The 17,863-nt window shown below is 42.1% G+C and carries 21 protein-coding genes and 1 pseudogene; 16 read left to right on the forward strand and 6 right to left on the reverse strand.

The features are described 5' to 3' along the window. Positions 1 to 32 precede the first annotated feature (32 nt). From JKG61_RS15025 to JKG61_RS15040, 4 genes are all read left to right on the forward strand, one after another. Complete coding sequence (locus JKG61_RS15025) at positions 33 to 1,214, forward strand: hypothetical protein (protein ID WP_202103773.1); 1,182 nt, start codon at positions 33 to 35, stop codon at positions 1,212 to 1,214. After that, the gene (locus tag JKG61_RS15030) at positions 1,211 to 2,152 is read left to right on the forward strand and encodes a helix-turn-helix domain-containing protein (protein WP_202103774.1); all 942 of its coding nucleotides are present in this window, start codon (positions 1,211 to 1,213) and stop codon (positions 2,150 to 2,152) included. The genes JKG61_RS15025 and JKG61_RS15030 overlap by 4 nt, the downstream gene beginning before the upstream one ends. 142 nt (positions 2,153 to 2,294) lie before the next feature. Then, on the forward strand, positions 2,295 to 2,795 hold the full coding sequence (locus JKG61_RS15035; RefSeq protein ID WP_237249491.1) for a MauE/DoxX family redox-associated membrane protein: 501 nt from the start codon (positions 2,295 to 2,297) through the stop codon (positions 2,793 to 2,795). Between the two features lie 30 nt (positions 2,796 to 2,825). Then, complete coding sequence (locus tag JKG61_RS15040; protein ID WP_202103775.1) at positions 2,826 to 3,116, forward strand: DUF6520 family protein; 291 nt, start codon at positions 2,826 to 2,828, stop codon at positions 3,114 to 3,116. A gap of 49 nt (positions 3,117 to 3,165) precedes the next feature. On the opposite strand, the gene JKG61_RS15045 is transcribed toward JKG61_RS15040, so the two are convergent. From JKG61_RS15045 to JKG61_RS15055, 3 genes are read right to left on the reverse strand one after another with little or no spacing between them, the layout of a single operon-like run. Continuing rightward, positions 3,166 to 4,566 carry a RagB/SusD family nutrient uptake outer membrane protein gene (locus JKG61_RS15045; RefSeq protein WP_202103776.1) on the reverse strand — a complete coding sequence of 467 codons (1,401 nt, stop codon included), beginning with the start codon at positions 4,564 to 4,566 and terminating at the stop codon, positions 3,166 to 3,168. A 10-nt stretch (positions 4,567 to 4,576) separates the two neighbouring features. Continuing rightward, positions 4,577 to 7,762, reverse strand: coding sequence for a SusC/RagA family TonB-linked outer membrane protein (locus tag JKG61_RS15050; RefSeq protein ID WP_202103777.1), 3,186 nt, complete (start codon positions 7,760 to 7,762; stop codon positions 4,577 to 4,579). Between the two features lie 12 nt (positions 7,763 to 7,774). Continuing rightward, a complete protein-coding gene (locus tag JKG61_RS15055) occupies positions 7,775 to 9,007 on the reverse strand; it encodes a TlpA family protein disulfide reductase (protein WP_202103778.1) in 1,233 nt (410 codons plus the stop codon). Positions 9,008 to 9,471: 464 nt separating this feature from the next. On the opposite strand from JKG61_RS15055, the gene JKG61_RS15060 reads away from it, so the two are divergent. Then, positions 9,472 to 10,062 carry a hypothetical protein gene (locus JKG61_RS15060; protein WP_202103779.1) on the forward strand — a complete coding sequence of 197 codons (591 nt, stop codon included), beginning with the start codon at positions 9,472 to 9,474 and terminating at the stop codon, positions 10,060 to 10,062. Between the two features lie 83 nt (positions 10,063 to 10,145). Here the strand turns inward: JKG61_RS15060 and JKG61_RS15065 are convergent, their stop codons facing one another. Further along, positions 10,146 to 10,364 carry a hypothetical protein gene (locus JKG61_RS15065; RefSeq protein WP_202103780.1) on the reverse strand — a complete coding sequence of 73 codons (219 nt, stop codon included), beginning with the start codon at positions 10,362 to 10,364 and terminating at the stop codon, positions 10,146 to 10,148. A 363-nt stretch (positions 10,365 to 10,727) separates the two neighbouring features. On the opposite strand from JKG61_RS15065, the gene JKG61_RS15070 reads away from it, so the two are divergent. After that, a complete protein-coding gene (locus JKG61_RS15070) occupies positions 10,728 to 11,003 on the forward strand; it encodes a hypothetical protein (RefSeq protein WP_202103781.1) in 276 nt (91 codons plus the stop codon). On the opposite strand, the gene JKG61_RS15075 is transcribed toward JKG61_RS15070, so the two are convergent. Continuing rightward, positions 10,975 to 11,304, reverse strand: a complete 330-nt coding sequence (locus JKG61_RS15075) for a hypothetical protein (protein WP_202103782.1) — start codon at positions 11,302 to 11,304, stop codon at positions 10,975 to 10,977. The genes JKG61_RS15070 and JKG61_RS15075 overlap by 29 nt on opposite strands. Here JKG61_RS15075 and JKG61_RS15080 point away from each other — a divergent pair. The 3 genes from JKG61_RS15080 to JKG61_RS15090 are packed head-to-tail and all read left to right on the forward strand — an operon-like array spanning position 11,303 to position 13,412. Then, positions 11,303 to 11,578, forward strand: a complete 276-nt coding sequence (locus JKG61_RS15080) for a hypothetical protein (protein WP_202103783.1) — start codon at positions 11,303 to 11,305, stop codon at positions 11,576 to 11,578. The two genes, JKG61_RS15075 and JKG61_RS15080, sit on opposite strands and share 2 nt — an antisense overlap. A gap of 29 nt (positions 11,579 to 11,607) precedes the next feature. Beyond that, complete coding sequence (locus JKG61_RS15085; protein ID WP_202103784.1) at positions 11,608 to 12,441, forward strand: hypothetical protein; 834 nt, start codon at positions 11,608 to 11,610, stop codon at positions 12,439 to 12,441. A gap of 17 nt (positions 12,442 to 12,458) precedes the next feature. Beyond that, on the forward strand, positions 12,459 to 13,412 hold the full coding sequence (locus tag JKG61_RS15090) for a toprim domain-containing protein (RefSeq protein WP_202103785.1): 954 nt from the start codon (positions 12,459 to 12,461) through the stop codon (positions 13,410 to 13,412). Positions 13,413 to 13,546: 134 nt separating this feature from the next. Here the strand turns inward: JKG61_RS15090 and JKG61_RS15095 are convergent, their stop codons facing one another. Next, positions 13,547 to 13,879 carry a hypothetical protein gene (locus JKG61_RS15095; protein WP_202103786.1) on the reverse strand — a complete coding sequence of 111 codons (333 nt, stop codon included), beginning with the start codon at positions 13,877 to 13,879 and terminating at the stop codon, positions 13,547 to 13,549. 20 nt (positions 13,880 to 13,899) lie between these two features. Between JKG61_RS15095 and JKG61_RS23340 the strand changes: the two are divergent. From JKG61_RS23340 to JKG61_RS15125, 7 genes and pseudogenes are all read left to right on the forward strand, one after another. Beyond that, positions 13,900 to 14,238, forward strand: a pseudogene (locus tag JKG61_RS23340) (DNA cytosine methyltransferase); the annotation flags it as partial. Between the two features lie 39 nt (positions 14,239 to 14,277). Further along, positions 14,278 to 14,949, forward strand: a complete 672-nt coding sequence (locus JKG61_RS22945) for a hypothetical protein (protein WP_237249492.1) — start codon at positions 14,278 to 14,280, stop codon at positions 14,947 to 14,949. 65 nt (positions 14,950 to 15,014) lie between these two features. Then, positions 15,015 to 15,356, forward strand: coding sequence for a plasmid mobilization relaxosome protein MobC (locus tag JKG61_RS15105; protein ID WP_202103788.1), 342 nt, complete (start codon positions 15,015 to 15,017; stop codon positions 15,354 to 15,356). Next, positions 15,353 to 16,525, forward strand: coding sequence for a relaxase/mobilization nuclease domain-containing protein (locus JKG61_RS15110; protein ID WP_202103789.1), 1,173 nt, complete (start codon positions 15,353 to 15,355; stop codon positions 16,523 to 16,525). Before JKG61_RS15105 ends, JKG61_RS15110 begins: the two co-directional genes overlap by 4 nt. Positions 16,526 to 16,564: 39 nt before the next feature. Then, on the forward strand, positions 16,565 to 17,200 hold the full coding sequence (locus JKG61_RS15115) for a ParA family protein (protein WP_202103790.1): 636 nt from the start codon (positions 16,565 to 16,567) through the stop codon (positions 17,198 to 17,200). Continuing rightward, complete coding sequence (locus JKG61_RS15120; protein ID WP_202103791.1) at positions 17,197 to 17,544, forward strand: hypothetical protein; 348 nt, start codon at positions 17,197 to 17,199, stop codon at positions 17,542 to 17,544. Before JKG61_RS15115 ends, JKG61_RS15120 begins: the two co-directional genes overlap by 4 nt. After that, positions 17,541 to 17,861: a hypothetical protein gene (locus JKG61_RS15125; protein WP_202103792.1), complete on the forward strand. Its 321-nt coding sequence runs from the start codon at positions 17,541 to 17,543 to the stop codon at positions 17,859 to 17,861. Before JKG61_RS15120 ends, JKG61_RS15125 begins: the two co-directional genes overlap by 4 nt. Positions 17,862 to 17,863 lie beyond the last annotated feature (2 nt).

Raw genomic sequence — 17,863 nt, forward strand, 5'->3', positions numbered from 1 at the left:
GTTCATGGTTGCACACCTGATAATTGAGTGTTATGGAAAGCAGATCTATGGAATGGATTTATACGTTGGAGCATAATCTTAATCCCCAACGGCTAATAGAAAATCTAGAGAAAAACACGAACCAATCTGATATTGAAAATCGATTAGAGGTTGGTATTGGTATGTTCAGACCATATTTTGTCGAAAGACTTGGCTTCTCTCACAAGCAGGCCAAAACGGCACTGGTGCAATTGGTGATCACTAGTGACAAGATATATGACTTTTTGATTGAATCTGCTAAATATCGTAGCGAAGACACCACAACTCACAACATCAGACATCGATACTTGAAAATTCTTGGACAGCTCGAATCGCTCTTAGAAGATTGTGGTAAAATTGACGGTGATATACTCTACCATATTCCCTTGACTTTACATTCCATAGCAACTGTTAGGTTGGCATTGAGACATAAACTGACCATGTTACAACGAAAAATTGGTTTAGTGAACATTGATACGGAATTGAGCTCATTATTGATTAAAGGTTTAAGAATGTTGATTGCTAAGAAAGGTATATCTAGGTCAGATGTTAATTATATGGCTTCTATTATGGATGCGTTGAATGAAGTATCAGTACTCAAAACTTCCATTGTAGAAGAGCTACTTTACCGTTTTGATTTTAATACACCGATGTTTTTTTTGTATTGGACAGAACGCTGTAAAAATTTGCTAAACGACGAACCTAGCCTGCATCGCCAAAAAGAAATGCTGATTGGAATGGAAGATCGATTGAATGGTTTGATACCTAAAGAAAAAATGAAATTCTTGGCAGAAGATATATCTATCTGTGTTCAATTGAAAGAATTTTTAAAAGAAAAAAAACGGCATATCAACCAGCGTATTAAGTTAAGAAGAACGGAGCTTCAGGACAATAAGCTAGCAGAATCTGGTGGCCGTATACTGTTCAACCTCTCTGTTCCTCAATTTGGCTTACTGATTAGACTGTTTCTAGAAAATGGACTATTGACGAAAGAAGATATTCGAGGTACTTTTGCTCATTTTGCGGCACACTTTCGTACTCCCAAAACTGCAGCAATGTCTGCAGAAAGTTTACAAAAGAAGTCGACCGATGTGGAATTTTCAGCGGCTAAAAAAATGAAAGGATTGCTGATTGCTATGGTCAACTGGATCAACGAACATTATAACACGTATCGAGATAATGACGCTAATCTATGAAAGTGCCGTATACGCTATATATCGATGACGAATGCTTAGACCATAAGAAGCGAGTCGAAGATCCTCCAAAATGGTGCAGGTATCGATTGCCCTTTGCTAAAGAAAAACATCTTTTCAAAATTCAAGAATTAGAGTTATTTAGCCAGCAGTTGAACCTTAAGCCATTTTTTATTGATCTTGTTGAGATGGATGTCAAAGAGCCTTCCAATATTTCATTTGTTATTCATGATAGACAATTGTTTATGTATTTTATGTTAAAGGGTTGTTTACTTTATACCACTAGAGATAAGAAACCAATTGTCAGGACACCGGCCAATACCCTCATGATGTCCTATTTTGATAATGGACTTTATTCAGTATATTTTGAAAAAGGTAGACACATTGCCTTAGTCATCTGCTTACATCCCGAATGGATCAGGAGCATTACCCAAGATTATCAAAATGTTTTATACATCTTACAGAAGTTCGACGACAGCAATCGCCTTTATGAGCTCATGCATCAGCGTCGTATGGATCGAAAAATACAACGGTGGCTTTACAAAATTTACAGTTATTCACGAGACAATAAAGGCGCGTTGGACGGAAATTTGCGCAAATACACAAGTCTATTATTGGAATATTACAATGACTTACTGGAGGATCACGATATTGCTTTTGAAATCAAGAAGTTTTTGGAAGCGAATTATCTCGAACATAGTCTAAATACAAAATTTATAGCGGATCATTTTAATATGACAGAACGTACGTTGTCTAATGTATTCAAGCGACGTTACCATCTTACTGTCCAACGTTACTTTACATATCTGCGCATGGATAAGGCGCTCACCTTAATGGATCAAGAGAGCATGAGTATTAAAGACGTGTATATGAATGTCGGATATACCGATGAAAGAACATTTCGATATGCCTTAGAGGGCTACCAAAAACACAACAAATAACCATTCTCCCGAAAATTGAAAAATATGGTAAGATTTTGGCACAAGCTTGCTCAATTTTTACCGTTTCTTTCTTTCTCACGTTTCCAACTTTGGTGAACTTTATACCAAAGGATGATACAGGTATCAATAGCAATCAAAAGCAGTGGAAACAACGATTACATATCAAGACCAACGAAAGAGAAAACAGATCGCTTTCAATATAGTAATTGCACTATTGCTACTCCTTTGGGTGCCAGTCATCATCGATAAGATAATAGATTTTGCATCCTTTAAAGATGGCGTCTTAAAACAACCTTTTTCTAATGATTTAGGTTATGTGCTAATCTATACTCTACCAGCTTTGGAGCTATTGATCGCATTCGCGTTAGTATCAGAAAAATTCCGCAGGATAGGTTTAATCCTATCCACTTTTTTAATGGCGACCTTTACAGGTTATGTTGCCGTGGCTCTCCTGGGCGCATGGGAAAAATTACCCTGCGGATGCGGATCAGTCATCAAAAGTATGAACTGGACACAGCATTTTTTCTTTAATCTATTTTTCTTGGTCCTAAGTGTTTTGGGGCTTTACTTATGGTACAAACTACAAGGTAGTGACATGGGAAGTGAAACTACCGAGGGCGGGTCGGCCAAAAGACACAAATAAAATATTGTATAACGTCAAAATTCTAAGACAATGAAAAAGTTAAAAGTAAATCTAATGATGGTTCTTGCTTTGGTGATCGGAGTAGCAACCATGTCGTTTAAATTGGCAAGCAATAGCGAAGCAAATTCTTCTTCAGCATCACATTGGTACGTAAAAAATCAATCAACAGGTATCTATGAGCTTAAGCCAGCTCCCCCTGTTGATTGTCCCGAAGAAGAAACTGACGAAATCTGTGCATTAGGATTTAACTCTCCTCAAACAAATGTGACTGATGCGTCAATTACTACAGCTTCGGAAGTAAGGTTTGTAGATGAGCCGTAAGGAAACTTGTTTAAAGACATGAGGATTAAAAGTACCTCATGTCTTTTCTCTAGCGGTTATTCTGTGGCATTTCGGGATTGAATGAAATCACTTCATTTGGAGTGGGATAGGTATATTTAGGATCGTTGGGAAGCAACGTATATTCTTGTCCGTTTACTGTTCTATGTAAGGTTATATTCCTTCCCTCTAAATTTAACCGACGGAGATCAGTCCATCTAAGTCCCCTAAATATCAGTTCTTTCCTTCGCTCATTGAGTACAATATTTAAAACCTCTTCTTCATCATTAGAACTCAATGGCTCAAATGGAATATTCTTATCCCACCTACTTTTTAAAAGAGTATTTATATCAGTCAATGCGTCATCTAATTTCTTTTCCCTTGCATTATTCTCTGCTCTTATTAAATAAATTTCATCTATTGCAATACCTCCAAAACTATGTGCTACACCATCGTAACTTCCTTTATATGAGATTAAGCCACTTCTTGTTCCAAAGAACACTTTCTTGCGTAAATCTCCATTCAGATATAAATTATATAAATCAGAGGGTACAAATGCAATATTTGCCCTGAAAGGATAACTAAGGAGAGGATCACCAACAATTTTACACGCAAATATTACCTCTTTATGATTTTGAGAACCTCCTCTAAAGGGATAACTAAGTGCAGAATTTACGGTATTGTAATCTAATAGATCATCATTGATTGCAAGACAAAGGTTTGCATACTTTTGAGAATCGTCATACTTCTGCATGGTCTGATAGACCCTTGCTAAAAGGCCATACGTAGCTTGCTTTGATGGACGGGTTTTTATAGCAGGCAATTCAGGCAGTAAATCACTTGCTGTTTTCAAATCTTCTATAATTCTATCATAAGTCTGTTTTAAGGCTCCCCGTGAAATTTTTTCTTCCACCTCTGCTGTGAGCCTTAGAGGAATACCCCAGTCCTTAAATGCCGAAGTCTCGTTATATGGTGGAGCAAAGACCTGAGCAAGCTGATAAAAGGCATGTGCTCTTGCGAATAAGGCGCTTCCTCTTATACGGTCAAATTCAGTATAGTTATTATCAGTCCGCTCAACTGCTCCCAATCCATCTAACACGGTATTAGCGTAAAATACTACCTGATATGGAAAAACCCAATCGTTTACACCCGAACCATCGTAAGGATCTTTTGCCCAAGTATAGTAATTTTGTACTTGCGGAGACATTCTTCCGTTAAAATCAGCATCTAAAAGGTAATAATTATCACTTCCTGCTTCACCTAATCCAGGGACTGGGCCTCTTGCAGTAATACCTAAAGCGTTCATTTCTATGTCTCTATCCAATATAGCATCAAAGTCACCTAATGTCTTTGGCACTACGTTCGATTGATTGGGTTTTTCATCCAAAAAATCACTTCGTTTACAATCAGTGAACGAAAGCAAAAGAACAGTTATATATATAAGATTTTTCATGGTCATTGAATTAAAAGTTTATATTAGCACCTAATGAAATTCTTCTCCTTTGGAGAGGTACATTATTATAATAAGGGTCAATATCTGCTTTGTTGGCATACCACAATGCTCCAAGATCCGACATATACATAAATACCCGTATTTTTTCTAACGATTTGCTTTTTTTCGGGATAAAATCATAGTATAGGTTGAAATCCTCTAAACGGATATTGTCGGCTCGGTGAATATGTAAACTTGAATATCGATATACATTGTCCCTTAAAGGTTCAGCAGGATATAACATAGAGGGTACGTGGGTCGTAAGTTCGTCTCCCTTTTTTTGCCAACGCTTGCTAAAATCACCATGTCCTGTCCAACTGGCTACAAGTCCACTGTTGTATACTGATGCAGTCCTAAAATAATAGCCAAATTTGTAACTGATATTGAAAGAAAATCCAAAATTTCTATAACCGAACGTATTTCTCAATGCGCCATAATGTGTAGGCTGTATCGATCCATGATATTGAAGTTTCTCCAATGGCATAGTATTGTATATGCTATTATAATCTTCGCGCACTTCTCCATCAACGAGTATCTGCGGAGAACCAGTTTGAGGATTTAGCCCTGCCCAAATATAGCTATAAGCGGAAAATAGTGGATTGCCTATAACCGGCGTAATAGAAGACAGGTCAATCAGATATGTACTTCCCATGTTACTTACCGGCATGTAGTAATCAGTAACCTCATTTTTGGCATAGCTATACAGGAATGTGGTCTGCCAATCAAAAGCAGAAGACTTGATGTTGATCGAGTTTAAACTTGCGTCCAATCCTTTGCCAATCATTGATGCAATATTGGCATAGACATTGGAAAAACCAAGAGTAGGATCTGTTGGTGTCTGGGCTAATAAATCATCAGCATGTTTATTATAGTATTCAATAGTTCCGCTTATTCTGTTGTTTTTTGTGCCGAAATCAAGGCCTATATTAAAAACCTTAACCTTTTCCCAACGAAGGTTTTTGTTTGGTGGTGACATGATTGACTGCGTAGGATAACCATGCGTAGCCCCCCCTGCCAACCTAAGTGTAACCGTGTTAGCTGAGGCAAGTCTTGAAATATTACCGTTAACCCCATAGGTTGTTCTGATTTTCAGGTATGGGAGAAAAAATTGATTAAAAAAGGGTTCGTTGCTGACTGTCCATGCGCCACCAATCGACCACAAAGGTGTACCTTTCATATTTGCATTTACTCCAAAGAGATTTGCTTCGTCTTTGCGCAGGGAAGCGGAAATCGTGTATCTATTGTCATAACTATAAGCCCCATTAAAATAATAGGATAGAAAATTATCCGTGTATTTTCTGACATTGTTGACACCAGAGGGGATTTGCATCGTGTTATCATTGTCTAACATTGGATACCATGTTACTAAATCGACAATTGGATTGACTGATGCAAATTCCTCATCATAACCATATCGGAAATAGCTTTCTCCGGTAGTGACACGGCTTCTTATTTCATAACCTGCAATTGCATTTACATCATGCTTCAATGCCCAATTTTTAGAATAATTCAACTGTGCTCTACCTTGATGGGACTGCACTTCACTTGAATTGCTCTGTATTGTTCCACCTGTGGGGACAATATAATTTACAGAACCATTTGCATTTATTTGGGAAAACCTGTTAATCATATATCTTGAGTTATAGGCATCGGGACTATTTACCTCACGCATATTTCCCAATTGGTTCTGATATTGATATTTGATTTCTGCTGTCAAACCGTCCCAAAAAGTGTATTGCAATCCCGTATTAAGGAGCATATCTCTAACCTTATCGGTGTTGCTTCTTAGTTTGATTTCATCATAGGGTCTATAAAGCCAATCCTGTAAACTTCCGTTTCCAACGGTATCAAGAAAAGGCTTGCGATGAATATGATAGTAAGGTAACCCATTTCCGTTGTCATCAACTACACGTGCATAAGGACTTACACCATTATTAAAGCTTCCTATGTTCATCCCGTCATTTCCTCCGCTGATCTGCCTTGACTGTGTATACAATATAGAGGCTTCAGCTTTCAAACGTTCATTAAATCTATATTGATTGGACGACCGCAGGCTAATACGGTCATAGGATGTACCGACCAGACTTTCCAGATTTTTGTCGTACCCTGTTGAGAACATATAGGATAGGTTTGATGCGTTCCCCGATACAGAAATATTATGCTGTTGGTTTACACTGGATCGGTAAAAGTACTTGGATATGTCATCATAGACGTTTTGACCTGCAAGTTTATCAAGTCGCTCTTGAAGGTCTGCCGGATTAGCAATCATCAGCTCAACTGCTTCCGGTATGGCAACAGTTCTTGAAGAAAGCGTATTGCCTGCCTCGGCACTTTGGTAATAACCGGATTGATATAAATTTTTTTCCCATTCTATCCGATCTGCACTTGTCATCACTGAAACATTGGACAAGTCCGGCTTTCCCCGAAAAGTAACGTTTGTACTTAGTTGTACTTTGGGGTGTAAATTTTTACCTCTTTTTGTTGTTATGACGATCACTCCATTTGCCGCCCTCGCTCCCCAAATAGAAGCAGAAGCAGCGTCACGTAAAACGGTTACACTTTCTATTGTATTCGGATTGATATTTTGCAGATCTCCATCGTACGGGAAATCATCCAATACGATGAGCGGTTGTGCATCAGCAGTAATGGTACTCCGGCCCCTTATCAGAAAAGCATCGGTATTGCTTGCATCACCTCTGTTAAACATGAGGCCAGAAACAACATTTTCCAGACGATCTAGTACATTGGTAGATACAGAGCGGTTAAAAAGTTCGTTGTTTACCTGCTGAAAACTACCTGTAGCACGGTTCTTAGGCAACTGCTGATAGCCAGTACTTATGACATCTATAGCTGCTATATCTTTTGTTTCTCTTTTAAGCGTAATAAACTTCATTTCATCCAATTGTTTGACGGCAATAATCGATGTCTGGTATCCTATTGACGTGAAGATTAACGAATCGGAAGGATTAGCAGTTATTTCAAAACTACCATTTGTATCAGTCATGACGGTTGTATTGCCTATTTTCAGATGTACGGTAGCATTGCCCAAAGGTTCTTTGGTGTTGGCATCGATAACGGTGGATTTGTAATTTGCAGATTGAGCAAACAGCAGGTTTACTGCAGCGAATAATGTAATAAAGGAGATAATTGATTTCATTTGATTTTAGGATTAAGGTTGATTTTCAGATATGACGAACACATCAGCTTTACGCACCCCTTTGATAACCTCTAGATTATAGTCTGCAAGAAATTCATTCAGCTTCGGAATATCATTTTTTAGTTCAGCGATCTCTCTATTGGGATTTTCCACCCAAACAGACCCTTTATAGGTAGCCTCGACGATGAAACGTTTAGCATTTGGGCGCCAATTGAGAGAAAAATTCAGTAATCCAAATATGGTGTCAAATAGATATTCGTTTTTGCCGGATGTGTCAATTTTTAGAGGAAACAAACTATTGTCCTTATCTACTATAACATAGCATTCGATTTCCCTTTTCTCAAATCTACCATTCAGATTAAGGTAGCTATTTAGGTTGCTCACAGCTATGTTTTTCATCTGTATATCAGAGACTGTAGATGGGACGATCAGTTGATAGCAAAATAGGTTGTCATATACATTACGTGTCTTACGGCTGAACCATTCCTTATCATTTACCTCCAGTTCAATCATATTTGGGGATATTTTAAGAACGTTATTGTAGATAAAAGATATGGGCTGGTTGAATACATGGAGCTCTTTCAAGACACCATTGTGACCATGACCGGAATTGGCTATTCCGTTTATATATCCTGTAAGAACGGATTGAAAATCCTGACGGTGGCTTGTGGTATGAACATAAGGGATTATAGACCGAAATCTATCTATTTCAAATTCCTTTTTTAGGTTGAATTGCTGTTGTTTGCCAGCGAGTATGTTCGTGATTTTTTGGTGGTCAACTTCGTTTGCATTTGTGATTGCAATAACCTGTGATTTGTCAATAATCACTTGGTGGGGAACACTTAAATGAGGGAAATATTTTTTTGTCAACGTATCTGAAAAGGTACTTGGAAGTCTCCAACCTCTTTCCTTATATGCTTTAGCAACGATATTTCCTGCTTCATAACTAGCAGCAATTACTGCTATATCATCTTTAAATTCCTTCTGCAATGTGTCCAACTTGTACAATGACTTGACACAAGGAGCGCACCACGTCGCCCAAAAGTCAAGTATAATCAGCTTATCTTCGTATTCTCTTAGAGTAATGATTTCTTTACCATCAGGATGGTTTACAACCGGTAAAGGTAAATCCCACAATTCATCGGGAATAGTATCACCGATATTTAGAGGTGTAATTGTCTGTTTGTTTATAGCCCCGAGCTCAGCTCGGGACTGCGATCGGGCTCCCCCGATACTAAACAACATGAAACATAATATGCAAAAGTGTCTGAAGGATAATATTGAGTGATATCCGGTGGCGTATGGCCTAATTATTTTGTAAAACTTGTCGTCGCCAATAGGCCAAAGACAGGATGGATAGGGATGTAAGCGCCCTATGTAGCTGTAAAATAGCTTCATTTGTAAATAGGTTTATAACATTCATAATTTTGTTATTAAATAAAGACCTATACATTGAGGGCGCCCATCTTAGTGTAGGAAAGTGAAAGCCTAAACGGCTGCTTCCTTACTCTGGAGCAGAGATCAAATTTTTAAGAAATTGTTTTTTGTGAATCATACTCACCGTTTTTAAATGTGGTGAGTCTCGATAGTAAAGGGACTATAGCTGGGCTACTCCATACCGCTCCACAAGGTTCTCACACCTTCAAAGACGGGTTTACAGTAGTAGCCCATGTGCTATAGTATGACCTAAAGGTACATAAAATATCATCATGGGCATTAACCTACCGTCTCGCTTTGATTTATATGTGAGAATTTGTGGACGAGACTCAATTAGTTCAATACCATTGGAATACAAATTAGTATCCCACTACAAGTATACATATAATAGTTTTAATATCCAAAATTTGGTTATCAAATACTCCAAATTAGGATATTTGAACCTAGGTAAATCACCCGAAACTTTAGGATTTTTGGGAATGGACGAAAACGAATCATTGGGTAAATATATACAACGACGATTAAGAGAAAGAGGTATCGAGGATAAAGCTGTTGCTGATATTCTAAATCTGTCTGTAAAAACGATTCCCAAAATTTATAAACAATCTGAAATACCCAGTGACCGGATTGCAAAAATTAGCATTTTACTAAATGAAAATGTCTATTTACATTATTACGGCAGTAAAGAACCACTTAAATCTATCCTAAACCGAAACGCACAAGAATTAGAAGAAAAGGTTTCTAAATTGGATTTGCTGATTGAACAGCAAGCCAAAACAATAAATGATAAGGATCATATTATCGAACTTCAAAATAAACTCATCACTGAATTGGAGGAAAAACTATCGAAAAGAGATACTTAAAAAAACATTGCAAAATAGGACGAGGGCGAATTTTTAAAAAAATCGCCTTTTTCTTTTTTAACACTTACCAGATACCATAAAATTCAAAGCTGTTTCTCTTGGAACTCTTCAAGAAGTCCATGCTTATCCAGCATATTCAACAGATCAGCATACCATAAATAGGTAAATTCCTTTTTGTTTCGCAGATCGGTTAACTTAACATTCATAATGTCGCCCAGCGTTTCCAATCCCATACGTTTCGCACGCTGTATAAACTCAACATCACTCTGGATTTGGGTTAGGAATATATCTGTTGATGTCATTTTCTCATTTGATTAAGAGGTGTAAATTAAAAATAAATATCCTATCATCACAAATTTTTCAAGTCAAATGTGAAAGATGAGGTCTCTACTTCTTAACGGCTGTATGACAGACTATATTACATAATTTTCAATGCTAGACCATTCCCAAATGCGCTAGACAAATCAATGGCTCTTCTATCCACTCCCGAACCATTTCCTATAAAATATCGCTCTATTAAAAACCTTCAAAAACCAACTTTAGTACCATTTTAACTCATTTTATAGCGTAGGGGTGAAGCGTTTCTTTCACCCCCTTTCCCTGTTTTTGCGTCAGTTCGTTTTGGTGCTTTGTACCCGAATGGAAGAATAAATCCATCGGGAAGAATGAAGTACACGGAACTGGCAACGCTGCTAAAAAATGCAGCCGAACAAGGAACAGCAAACGCAATCAAAGAAGAACAACCTGTTCCAGATCAGTTGACCAAAGCCGACGCTTACCGCCTGTACGGTCGTAGCAATGTAGATAGATGGCTCCGTGAGGGGCTGATCTCCATCGGGCAATCTACCGACACTTCCCAAATCTTTTTTGGCAGATCGGAACTCGAAGCCGTTGCGGCTTCGAGCAATCGGATCACCTACCTGCCCGCAAGGGACAGGTAAGCGCCTCCGCTGCGATAGCGGAAGCATGGACGGTCTTTGACATCGAGGAGTGAAGCATTATCCTGCGAGCAGCAGGAAATTTTGCGAAAGTGAGGTAAGCTGAAATACTCGGCAGTACCAATATTCTGAAAGCGCATTGGCAGGCAGTAGCCCGGTCCGTACGGACTGACGTGAGTAGCTCCGAAAACTTACTATCAATCGGCAAGAGCGGATCATTTCGGGTTCGTTGCCCGTTGCCGGTTCCATTATGGGAAATCCCTTTTCCCCTTATCAGTAAACCATTAAACCCCAAAGAAGCCATGAACATACTATTGACACCGCTGCAATTGCAGACATTGCTTTCTTATGCCGCCGAAATGGGCGCAAAACTGGCCCTGTCCAAAACTGGTCATATCAGGCCGTACCTAAAAAAATCAGAGGCATTCAAACGGTACGGACGAAAAAACGTAGAGCATTGGATCGGTCTGGGGCTGATTACCCCGCGAAAGGACGGCGACTACTCTGCAGCGTGGAGGATCGACCGCATGGAGATCGAAGCCGTGAGCAAATCCCGCCAGGCTATGCGCTATTTATAACCCTATCCATCACATCAAAATCACTTCTTATGACATCTTACAAAAACAACACACCATCCAACGAAACGCCAGACCTCGTAACCCTGCTCAAAGCATTGGGGCATGAACCTGTATCGATGGGTGGCAATGAATTTCATTACGCCAGCGTATTTGGAAATCGAACCAATAATAAAATCGTCCTAACGGTCAATCAGCAATTTAAGAGCTGGTTTGACAGCTCACTTGGCAAAGGTGGCAACCTCATGGACTTTGCCCGTACCTATTGGCCCGATTTATCTACCGAACAGATTGAAGTAAAACTTCGGGAAATACAGGCCCAATCAGCAAAAATGGATAGACCACTACGCAAACGAAAAGCGACCAAGCTACCTCATTATAAGATCGACCGTACCTGCCCATTGGGCTATAATAAGGAAGTTACAGATTTTTTGATGGCAACCGGTCTTTGGGAGCTTGCCGATCTGAATATATGCGAAGTCCATTATTATGTCACTGACCAGAAGGGTAAGCGGAAGGATTTTTGTGCCGCAGGTTGGATAAACGAAAATGGAGGCTGGGAAGTGCGCGCCCAAAATTATACAGGCTGTATCGGTACAAAGGGAATAACCTTTAATCCGGGAAGCCAATCCGTACTTGCCATATTCCCCGAATATGTGGATTATCTGAAAAAACGGAATGACAAGCATCTGCACTACGCATCGGTACTGATATTGAACCATCCCGAATTTTTATCCGCAGCGCTGAAACGTGCCAGCCATTTTGAAAAGATACTATTCTATGTCGATGATACGAAGATCGGATACCAATCAGCGAAAGAAGTATTCGCGGACAAACTGCCGCATACCGAAGTTATACCCCTTTAATTATCCAATCCCTGCTTATGTCAAAATATGTAAACGTGGACGACCTGCGGGAAATCCCAATTTCGGATTTCCTCGCCCGGCTCGGCCACCATCCGGTGCGGAAAACGGGCAAGGAACTCTTTTACCACAGTATGCTACGGGAAACCAAGCAAGATACACCATCGCTGACCGTATGGGATGAGGGTGGAAAATGGATCGACCGAGGTGGCCCAAACTCGACAGGCATACAGGGCGGTAGTATCGTCCAGCTCGGTCTTGCCTATTGGCCCCAGCTTTCCTTTGTCGAAGTACTCAATAAAATAAAGGATACCTGCGATATTCAGGTGTCCATGATACCAGCTTATAAACCCGTCAAATCTCCTACAGAACAAGAGCAGAAAGGATACACCTTTGAACTCCTACGTACACAGCCAATCGGCCGAAACTTTGTCCTGACCAAATACCTTGAAGAACGTGGGATTTTGGACGTTGCACATGGACACCTGCACGAAATCTATTACAGAAACCGTCTTGATAACGAAAATAAAAATATTTTCTATGCTATTGGCTGGAAGAACGATCAAGACAATTGGGAGTTTACCAACGCCAAAGGTTTCAAGAGCAGTATCGGCAAGAAAGGTATATCCGTGATCTCCGGCAATCCAGATCATGCCGTTCTCTTTGAGGGTTATATGGACTATCTAAGTTGGCTCAAAGTGAACCGCCCAGATCCTGCACCTACCGCCATTGTCCTAAATTCCATTGTCCAATTGAAGAATGCCATCGAACGTGTCAAGGGCATACCCGTTGTGGACGTGTATTTCGACAATGACGATCCCGGCCGCAATTGTACCCAAAGACTGATCGAAGCCGTACCACAGGCCAAAGACCGTTCGGGTGTTTATGGGGCGTACAAAGATTACAACGATATGCTAAGGGATGCCCTAAATGAGCAGGAATTACAGCATCAACGGGCAGGCCCCAAGCGTTGATTTTTTGAGCGGTCGAAATCGGTTATTCAGCTATATAGATAACTGGATATAGATATATACCGATAGCTTTCTATATAGCTATCCCGATATTCAGTTATTCATATATCCCGACATCCCGATATATAGCTATCCATCTATACACCTATATCGATAGCTGTATATATGGATATGTGACCGATTTGAACGTGATTTATCAATCGGCCATCCCCGCACCTATATGCGAAAAACACCCCCCAAACCCACTTTTTTGCCCTTTGCGGTATAGCCCCTGTTTTTTGTTTTGTAGTGTGCAAGTTGTGTTTTTGTACGTACAGCTCTCGTACCTCGGCCGTACCCACAAAAACCAACTTGCCCCGGAACATCCCGGCTCCGATGGAGCGGGTCTGTACCAGGGTAGGAAAAAGGTCGCAACTCCCTTTTTCTCCTGCAAAGCTCACCATATCGTCGCTGCGCGACGAAACATTCATAAACCTTTAAAACCATTACCATGCTAAGACACGGTAGCCTTTTTTCAGGCATCGGCGGTTTTGACATCGCCGCTTCATGGATGGGTTGGCGAAACGTTTTCTCGTGCGAGAAAGATGCGTTCTGCCGAACCGTTCTCAAACATTATTGGCCAAATACAACACACTATGAAGACATCTACGATTTTCGGGCAGCTCACTATCGAGGACATATCGACATCATCAGCGGAGGGTTTCCCTGTCAACCGTTCAGCCAGGCCGGACGGAGAAAGGGGGCGAAAGATGACCGCTATCTCTTCCCGGAGACTATCCGAATTATTAAGGAAGCAAGGCCGGAGTGGATCGTTCTTGAAAACGTTACTGGACTGTTCACCATTCTCCAGCCCGATAGTCTTTCTGAAATGGAGATCAAAGCGGTTGAGCTTTTTTGTCAGGACAGTGAGCAACCTGCAACAAGTACCATTATCCGACTCCAACGACGGGTTATCGGAAGCATCATTTCAGAAATCGGATCAGCAGGATATGTACTTCCCACGCTTGAAGACGGCACACCAATCGTTTTGTGTATTCCGGCTGCTGCCGTTGGTGCTCCACACCAACGGGATCGGGTTTGGTTTGTTGCCCACGCCGACGGCCACCGAGATAAGCAATATAAAAACAACGATGGAACAGGCGCAGGACAGGCGACGGCTAAAGGACAGGAAGAACGAGCGGGGCAACGGCGGTCAAGTATCCTTGACAGATTTTCTGGTGTACCATGCGCTGATCTCCCTTTGGACACCGACCGAGGAAATAGCCGAGAGGATGCCCAACGAAATACAGAAGCGTTTGCTGAAAGTGCTGCCGACAGCGGAGCAGATCGATGGAACGACATTCCCCTATGGACGGGATGGCCAAGTGAACCCCCGTTTTGTGTCCGAGATGATGGGCTTTCCGAAAGACTGGACGGAATTACCTTTCCTGCGTGGCGGGCAGAAAGCATAAAAGCCTACGGCAACGCCATCGTTCCGCAGGTTGCCCTTGAAATCTTTAGGGCAATACAATCTGTCACCTTGAACTATAAAGCACCATGAAGAATAAAAAAGGAAACCGAAAACCCGCAGCCCATGAACAGCGTACCCGACGCTTTGAGCTCCGGTTGAGCGAAGCGGAACGGGCGCAGTTTCTTGAACTTGAAAAAGAACTTGGCCTAAGCCGCGCGGACATCGTGCGTATCCGTGTGCTCCAACATTCCAAAAAGATGCTGGTCAATACCACCGAGATCATGAAACTATTGGACAGTATTGGAACAGAGATCGGCCGATCCGGCAACAACATCAACCAATTGGCGAAACATGCCAATATCCTGCAACAACAGGGAATGTTGCGCGCTGTCCTTATCCGTGACCTTATCCCTTTGCTTACCGAATATGTCAGATTGCAAAGGGAATTGGAACAGTCCATCCGGCAGCTCATTAGGCTTATAAGGGGGCAAACATGATCGTTAAGATACTCGACCCCTCAACCACGTTCAAAGGGGTGCGTTACAATACGAACAAAGTGGACAAGGACAAAGGCGAATTGATGAAAGTATCGGGTTTCGGTGCCTTGCAGGCCCTGCAAAATCTCCGCCCAGAAGATTACGTCAATTATCTGGAAGCCCAATCCGCAGCCAGTAAACGGACGAAGTACCCACAGCTCCACGCCGTCATTTCCTGCAAAGGACGTTCCCATAGCAAGCAACAACTTACAGCCATCGCCGAACAGTGGCTGAACGGAATGGGCTACGGCCAGCAACCTTACCTCTTGGTATTCCATAAGGATACAGCAAACAACCATATCCATATCGTTTCCACGCGGGTAGACCGGGACGGCAAGAAAATAAACGACAGCTTCGAGAAAATCCGTGCCTACGAGGTACTGAACCGTATCGTCGGCGTGGATGAAAAACAAGAGGTCGACAAGAACATCGAGAAAGCGTTGAGCTATGGTTTCTCCACACGGGCGCAATTTATGATGATACTTGAAGCGCAGGGCTATTCCCTTAAACTTTCCGATGGGATATATCAGATCAGCCGTTACGGCAAAAGACAAGGCGCGGTCTCATTGGAACAGGTGGACGCAAAAATCGGCACATTCAGTAAAGACATCAGTCGTCTGGCACAGCTCCGTGCGGTCTTTGCCAAGTACCGTGGCCAGTACGATCCGGCAATCGTTCATGTTACGGCCCCGCTTCCCGGTAACAGGCCGTCCGCCCCATCGGGCTACACGTCCGCAATGGCGCAGATGCTATCGGACAAATTCGGGGTACAGATCATATTCCACGGTAAGGACGGAAAACTGCCATACGGTTATACCGTCATCGACCATTCGAGGAAAATGGTCTACAAGGGCAAAGACCTCATGCCGTTGACAGAATTTATCGCACCGTCAGAAGACATTCCCGAAATATCGGCCAAAGCAGAAACTAAAGCGGGGAGAGTTGAACAAAACGAAAAGGAACAGAAAACGCCGTCCGAAGAAACCCCCGCCTATACCGATCATGTACAGGGAACATCCGAGCAATGGATACCCAATATTCAGATCGACATTTCCGACGACATCGACGACGAGGCGATCCACGGACGCAACAGGAGACGTAAGCGCAAAGCCCGCACAAATACCCGTTGACATCACTTTTATCAACAACACCTTTAAAACCCACGCACTATGCTCATACTTATAGGAAACCAAAAAGGCGGGGCAGGAAAAAGTACGCTCACCCTGCTGCTCGCCAACTACCTGACCCAGCAACAGGAACGGCGGGTTACGATACTTGACATGGATTACCAGCAATCACTTTCCGCCAAAGCCGAGAAAGCAAAAATCTTGGAAAATGAACCGCTGTACGAAATCGTACCCGCCGACCTTAGCCATTTTCCGGCAATGCAACGGAAGTTGGGGAAGTCACCGAACGAAATCGTACTGATAGACCTGCCGGGCAAGATGGACGACGATGGGTTGATCCCCATATTTGCCGCCGCCGATGCGGTGATCTGTCCGTTTGCCTTTGACGAATTTTCGGTGGACTCCACATTGTTGTTTGCAATGGTCATCGGCAGGATCAACAAGCGGGCGCCTCTGATTTTCGTACCGAACCGTATCAAGAACACCGTGAAGTACGAAACACGGACGGAAGTCGAAAATGTCCTGCGCGGTTTCGGTACGATCGCACCCGGTCTGCCAGACCGGATAGACTTCCAGCGGGTAAATACGTTCCAGACACCGATTATCCTATATCCCGTTATCCTGCCGCTCTTAGACCTGATCTATGAACAGTACATTGCTAAGGAGGAACCGTTATGAGCGGAATAAAAAGCCTTGCCGACGAGCTTCGGGATTCCATGCGGAAAGGGAAACCTCCACAAGCAAATGAAATCCCCCCGGCAGAACCACCAAAGGACACACCAAAGAAAAAAACGGAAACGCTGGAACGCCTGTTTGAAAGTATCCAAAACCATGAACTGACCGGACGTGAACGGTTACTGATCCGTCTGGACGACAAGACCCTTATTCTGCTCAAACAACTGAAAGTTGCCAAAGGTATCGACATGACCAAGATCATATCTTACAGCCTGCACCAATTTCTAAAAACCCATCCCGAACTCACCCGATACATCAAAGAACACATTAAAACCCTTGATCTATGAACTGGACACAATTCCTGCTTGGCGTTATCGCCATCTATGGCATTTACTATGCCCTAAACGTACTGTATGACCTGTTTATCCACCGCCGTGCTCCGAGCGACGTTGATGGAGGAAACGAATTGACATTTGATGAAGATTCGCCACCCGAAAGGGTTATCCCCGAACCATCCAAAAGAGAAAACGAACCTATGGTAACCGAGGGGAAACCCGTTATCTCGTCCGGCCCCCTGCAATCCACCGGAGGCATAAACCTAAAGCAGCTCGTATCGCTCGTACAGAACGACGTTATCGAGTACACCAAAACCATCCCTTATTAAAT

Origin of the sequence: Sphingobacterium faecale, assembly GCF_016746095.1 — a bacterium.
GTDB classification, from domain to species: domain Bacteria; phylum Bacteroidota; class Bacteroidia; order Sphingobacteriales; family Sphingobacteriaceae; genus Sphingobacterium; species Sphingobacterium faecale.